Source organism: Actinomyces sp. 565, assembly GCF_010365615.1.
In the GTDB taxonomy this organism is placed as follows: domain Bacteria; phylum Actinomycetota; class Actinomycetes; order Actinomycetales; family Actinomycetaceae; genus Actinomyces.
Genome location: NZ_PIZD01000063.1, coordinates 53158 through 58726, shown reverse-complemented (window position 1 = coordinate 58726; position 5569 = coordinate 53158). Strand labels below are relative to the sequence as shown.

Genomic DNA, 5569 nt, shown 5'->3' with positions numbered 1-5569 from the left:
GAAGAAGTATGAGATCGACGTGTTCGTCATGGGGGATGACTGGGCGGGCAAGTTTGACGAGCAGCTCGCGGGCCTGTGCGAGGTCGTCTACCTGCCGCGCACGCCGGAGATCTCGACCACCCAGATCAAGAACGACATGCAGAGGCTGTGACGGGGGTGAGTCGCTCCATGACAACGCAGAGGAAACAGGGGCAGGCGCTGCAAGTGCGGTGGGCGCGCGGTGTCGGGGAACGTGCCAGTGGCCGCTTCCGGGGTCGCACCGGTAGCCGCTTCGCTCGCTACGCGGCTGCGCAAGCCTACGCGGAAGGCGACCTGGAGCTTGCCCGAAGCATCTACATCGAGCTTCCTGCCGCGGCGCACGACCCCGCCTCCCGGCTGCGGATGGGACTCATCGCTGAGAGGCTCGAGCGGCCTGAGGAGGCAGAGGCCGTCTACGCGAGCATCGTTGAGGATGACCCGACCAGCATCGAGGCGCTCCTCAGCCTAGCGCGGCTGATGCGCGAGCGGGGCGCTGGGGAGGACGCGAACAGCCTCCTAACCCGTGCTGCCGGCGGGCCCGACCCCCGGGTCTCCGAGCAGCTTCTTGCCGCACTGCCCAAGGACACGCCGCTGTGGCGGCGGCTCGAGGTCCTGCGCAGCGGCCTGCCCAGCCACGGGGAGGACTGCGACTGGCTGCGCAAGACGCTCGCCGGCGAGCTGGCCATGGGCCACCAGGAGCGGGCCCGTGAGCTGATCGCGCGAATCTCAGACGTAGGGAAGCTCAAGGCGGCCGAGCTGTTCGACCTCGGCATGATCCAGTACCGGTCCGGTGATAAGGCGGCCGGCGACACCTTTGCCCGCGCCTGCGACATGGCGGGCGGAAAGGCCAAGGAGAAGGGGCCGGCGCAGTTCGCGTACCAGCGCTCCGACTGGCGCCTGGCAGCTGAGCTCGTCCGCGCATTCCCGGGCGAGGGCATGACGGAGACGCAGGTCGAGTATGAGATCGCGTTCTGTAAGGACAAACTGCACGACTACCGTGAGGCGAGCGAGCACTACGCCCTGTCTGTGCTGAGCGACCCCGAAAGTGGGTACAAGCACTATAAGTTCGGCCTGGCGCGTGAGCGAGCGGGCGACTACGTCGCGGCAGAGCTGGCTTACTCGCAGGCGTTATCCACTCTGCGTGGCCGCTCGGGGCACTGGTGGAACTACCGGCGCGGGGTCGTGCTGGCGGCCATGGGGCGTTACAACGACGCGGTGAAGTCCTATCTGGAGTACACGGGCGTTCCCAAGGAGCCCAAGCTGAACGATGCCTACGCCCACGTGCTGTCCCCGCACGTGCTGAACCGGCACCGTCCGATCGACCTGGTTGAAGCACGCCTGCTCAACATGCGCGGGCGGTACCTGAGCAAGGTCGACAAGGTGGCGCGTATTCGCGCCATACTGCCGCTGGTCCTCAAGGGGGATCGCACTACCCGGGTACGCCTGGCGGTCGCTGTGAAGGAGGCTGGTGACCCCGCACTGGCATGCGAGATCCTCGAGCATGTTGAGGAGTTCGGCTCAAAGGACGGGCTGGACCCAGCCGCCTACAGCAAGACTCCTGCGGCACTGCGCAACATCCGCTACGCGGAGGCACTGGAGACACTCCCCGTCAGCCCGAACCTGGTGCTGTGGGAGTCGAACCACGGCGCGTCCATCGGGTGTCACCCCCTGGCCATGTTCCGCTGGATGGTGGACCGGCCGGAGTACGAGCACCTCATCCATGTGTGGGCGATCAACGACGAGAGCGGAATCCCCGCCGACGTGCTTGACCATGACAACGTCGTGTTCGTCCGTCTGCACTCGCAGGAGTACATGCAGTATCTGGCCACTGCCGGCCACATTGTGAACAACGTGTCCTTCGCACCCTACTTTGTGCGTAGGCCCGGGCAGGAGTACCTGAACACCTGGCACGGTACCCCGTTCAAGACACTCGGCCGCTCCATGAAGGGCGAGCTGCTGGCTTACGAGAACCTCCAGCGAAACTTCCAGCAGAGCACCGTCGTGATGGCGCCCAACGCCCTTACGGAGTGGGCACTGATTGAGGATCACGATCTACTGGACGTGTATAGGGGAGTGTCAGTCATTGCGGGCTCCCCACGTCTGGACACCTCCATCCTGATGGATGCGGGAGGGCGGCAGGCGCTTCGCTCACGGCTCGGTCTGGCGCCGGGCGACGAGCGCAAGCTGCTGCTGTACGCCCCCACGTGGCGCGGCGGCGTGAGCGAGCGCGAGCTGGACGCCGATGCGCTGGTGGATGACCTCAAGGCCATGGCAGCCCGTGATGACGTAGTGGTTGTCTACCGTGCCCACCGGCTCTCCGAGAAACTGCTCGAAGGCGTTGAGCTCCCGGTCACCATCGTTCCCAAGGACATCGATACGAACGAGCTGCTCGCGGCGATCGATATTCTGGTGACGGACTACTCCTCGATCTTCTTTGACTTCATGCCCCAGCGGAAGCCGATTGTGCTGTACATGCACGATCTGGATGAGTACCGGGCGGACCGGGGGCTGTACCTGGACCCGGATGCGGTTCCGGGGCTGCACTGCCACGACCGCAGCGACCTGTCTGAGGCGATCGACCAGGCGATACTGGGTGCAGGAGCGCCTGAGGACGCGGATCTTCGGCGGTACTGCCCGCTTGAGGACGGTAACGCCTCGGAGCGGATGGTCAGGCTCTTCTTCGACGGCGTTCGCAGCCTGCCCGAGCCCTCCGTGGTTCGTGACTACCGCGTGGACAACGGCGCCGTCGGTCGGAAGACCATCCTCTTCCATGCCTCGCTGATTCCCAACGGCATCGCCTCAGCGCTGCTCTCCCTCATGAATTCGCTGGATCCCGCAGAGTACTCGGTGAGCCTCCTGGTGGAGCCGAAGGTGCTGCGCAGCCGCGACGACCGCCGGGAGATGTACATGCGGCTGCCGGAGCACGTGCACGTCATCTGCAGGCAGGGGGTGGCCCCCTGGACTGTGGCAGAGCGCTGGTGCACGAACGAGTTCTCACGCCACCCAGACGCTGAGACGCCCGCGTTCTGGCGGGAGTACTGGAGCTACTGGGACCGTGAGAGCCGACGGCTGCTGGGCGACTTCGTCCCCGACGCCGCCGTCGAGTACGACGGATACGCGTACACCTGGCTGTCGCTCATAGCCGCCTGGGGACGGCGCGGCGCGCGCGTCTCCTGCTATCAGCACAACCAGATGGACGACGAGTACCGGGAGAAGCTCCCGGACCTGATGCGCGTCTTCCGGCTCTACGACACTGCCGCCGCGATCATTGCGGTTAGCCCGGGACTGGCGGCACACAATCAAAGGAGCCTGCGGCTGCTCGGGATTGATACCGGTTCCCGGCAGGCAGCCGCGCGCAACCTCATCGAGATGGACAAGCTGCACAGGCTGTCCCAGGAGGCGCTGCCGGAGGACGTGGGCGCGTTCAAACGAGCGCATGCACTGACCTTCGTGTCGATCGGGCGAATGTCGCGGGAGAAGAACCAGACTGCGCTGATCGACGCCGTCGCAACCGCTCGCTCACGCGGCGTCGACGTCGGCCTGGTACTCGTAGGGTCCGGGCTGCTCGAACCCGATCTCAAGGTGCACGCAAAGCGCCGTGACCTCGATCGGCACGTTCTGTTCACGGGGCAGCTGGCCAACCCGTACCCGGTTCTGGCATGCGCTGACTGCTTCATCCTGCCCTCGACGCATGAGGGCCAGCCGGTGACAATCCTCGAAGCGATGGCATTGGGTGTTCCGGTGATCGCCTCCGATGTGCCCGGCAGCCTGGAACTGATCAGGCTTGGGTACGGCCTGACCTGCGGAACCTCTGCGGAGGAGATCGCACACGCCATTCAGGTGGCGAGCGCTGACATGTCCGTGGCCGCAGGAGTATTCGACGCCGAGAAGTACTGCGCCGATGCGACCTCCGCGACGCTGGGCGCGATACTTGCAATTGATCGTCCTGCTGGGCAAGAAGCAGACATTCTCGAAGATGCTCCACAGAAGGAACGGCTATGACTATCTACAAGCTGGTGCGCCCGGTGGGCGCCTCACTGTCGGAAGCTGGTTCGCTCAGGCGCGAACCGCCGCGTCCGGTCGAGAAGCGCGACCCCACCTATGCGGACAAATACGATGACTCGACGGTGTTCTACGACGCTATTCTTAGCGGCCGCACGGTGACGCTGGTCGGACCTCCGCTACTGAATCTGGAGGGGCTCATAACCGGCGGGGACGTTCGCTTCGGCGCGTCTGAAGACCCGGTGCGGTTCAGCACGGTCAAGCACGATCGCAGCCAGGTCTCCACAGTACGGCTACGTGATCCCGGCATGGGGAACGCCGAGCTGAAGTTCCGGCTCAGCGACGGCACGAGGCTCGCGCTCACGCCGACGCCGGATATGAACGAGCTGTTCGCCGGTCGTAGAGTGCTGATGGCTCACCAGAAGGACGAGCCCATCGCCTGGATACTCGACTGGATCCGCTACTACCAGCACGAGCACGGCGTTGACGCGGTCCTGCTCTACGACAACGCTTCGACTACCAGGACTCCGGAAGAGCTCCTCGGAGCGCTTAGGTCGCTTGAGGGGCTGGAGACCGCCGTAGTCGTGGAGTGGAACTACAAATTCGGTCCCCAAGGCAGCCCCTGGGTCGGCCCGAATGTCGCGTGGGACTCCGACTACGGGCAGATCGGCGCTTTCCAGGACGCCAGGTACCGCTTCCTGCAGTCCGCAGTCGGTGTGGTCAATTCCGACATCGATGAACTGGTCATCAAGACCACCGACATGGATGTCTTCGATGCGCTTGCGGAGTCCGAGGACGGCGTGGTCGGCTACGGCGGCAGGTGGATCGAGAACTCCCGCTCGGACACGTCCCGTGCGCCGCGTTTCTGGGACTTCTTCAAGATCCTCAAGACCGGTCATCCGTGCCGCCCCAAGTGGACGGCGAGGTTCTCCTCCCTGTCCTCCGCGACTTCACCGACGTGCCACTTCATCCGCGGCGCCGACGTGCCGCCCGACGACCGGTTCTACCTGGCGCACTTCCGCGGTCTCAATATGGGGTGGAAGGTGCCCACGCGCCTGCAGAACGTGGAGGACCGGGGGCAGTTCTCGGTTGACTACGGCGTTGTCGGTGCACTCGCGGAGGTCTTCCCGGACACCATCCCCTGGGCCGAGGTGCGTCGCGCGCTGAAGGAAGTGTCACGAGCTACGCCCGTAGACGCTGACAGGGTCTTCCGCGAGTGGCTGCAGGAGGCCGTGCGCGCCCGCTGCGGAGTCCCCGGGGACTCCTGGACAAGATCCTGGTTCTGGCGTTCAAACGTCGGCGTGCTAGAGCGGGACGCCGGTCGGCTCGGGCGCATTGCCTTTGACTTGGAGATGGGCGCCAAGTCCATCGGAGTCGCGCTCTCCGTGCGCGACCGGAATCATTTCGACGCTCTGCGTGAGGCGCTTACCAGCAGTGGGATCCAGTTCATGGGCCCTCTGTCGGGAGGAATGGGATTCAGGCTACGTGAATTCGACCGCAAGCTGTCGCGCGAAGACCTCGCCGAGGAGATCGCCGCACTGCTGACGCG

General features: G+C 65.0%; 2 protein-coding genes and 1 pseudogene. All 3 read left to right on the top strand.

Features of this window, described 5'->3' with window-relative positions; all coding sequences use genetic code 11:
- Nucleotides 1-151: pseudogene (locus GZ997_RS12835) on the top strand (glycerol-3-phosphate cytidylyltransferase); the annotation flags it as partial.
- Nucleotides 152-168: 17 nt separating this feature from the next.
- Nucleotides 169-4020, top strand: coding sequence for a glycosyltransferase (locus GZ997_RS10365; RefSeq protein WP_162679832.1), 3852 nt, complete (start codon nt 169-171; stop codon nt 4018-4020).
- On the top strand, nt 4017-5569 hold a 1553-nt coding region (locus GZ997_RS10360), incomplete at its 3' end, for a hypothetical protein (protein WP_162679831.1). The genes GZ997_RS10365 and GZ997_RS10360, both read left to right, overlap by 4 nt.